Consider the following 465-nt stretch of genomic DNA (forward strand, 5'->3'; position numbering starts at 1 on the left):
GTCACAAAAAGACCAGTGACAGAACCGTTTCCGATTCCGTCACCGTATGCTTGCCGAACATGACCGCCAGGGCTGACGCTTTCGCGCCCCCAACGGCCACATTCCCTCTTCACGATGTCACTGATGTTTTTTGCGCACGACGCGATCAACCGAACCTGTCGGTCCTCGCTGATCGTTTGCCGCGGCAAACTCAATCTCCAGGCCGGCTCGACGCGCACCCCGATGAGGAGTGGCGGAGCCCGGTGGCCCGGAACGAGAAAGAGAAACGAGGACGGCGTCCGTCCCGCAAAATGGGTTCCGACTGAACCCTGTATCCAATGACCTTCGATGGACGAACGGACGTTCGCTGCGATCCGGCGGAGCCGGACCTCATATCCAAAGAAGAATCCTTAGAAAGGAGGTGATCCAGCCGCAGGTTCCCCTACGGCTACCTTGTTACGACTTCACCCCAGTCGCTGACCCTAC

Annotated in this window: 1 rRNA gene; it reads right to left on the reverse strand. The window is 58.7% G+C overall.

What is annotated here, in order from left to right:
• Positions 1-393: 393 nt before the first annotated feature.
• Positions 394-465: ribosomal RNA gene (locus tag FV233_RS29885) — 16S ribosomal RNA — on the reverse strand; the annotation flags it as partial.

The organism is Methylobacterium sp. WL7, from assembly GCF_008040085.1.
Classification (GTDB): domain Bacteria; phylum Pseudomonadota; class Alphaproteobacteria; order Rhizobiales; family Beijerinckiaceae; genus Methylobacterium; species Methylobacterium mesophilicum.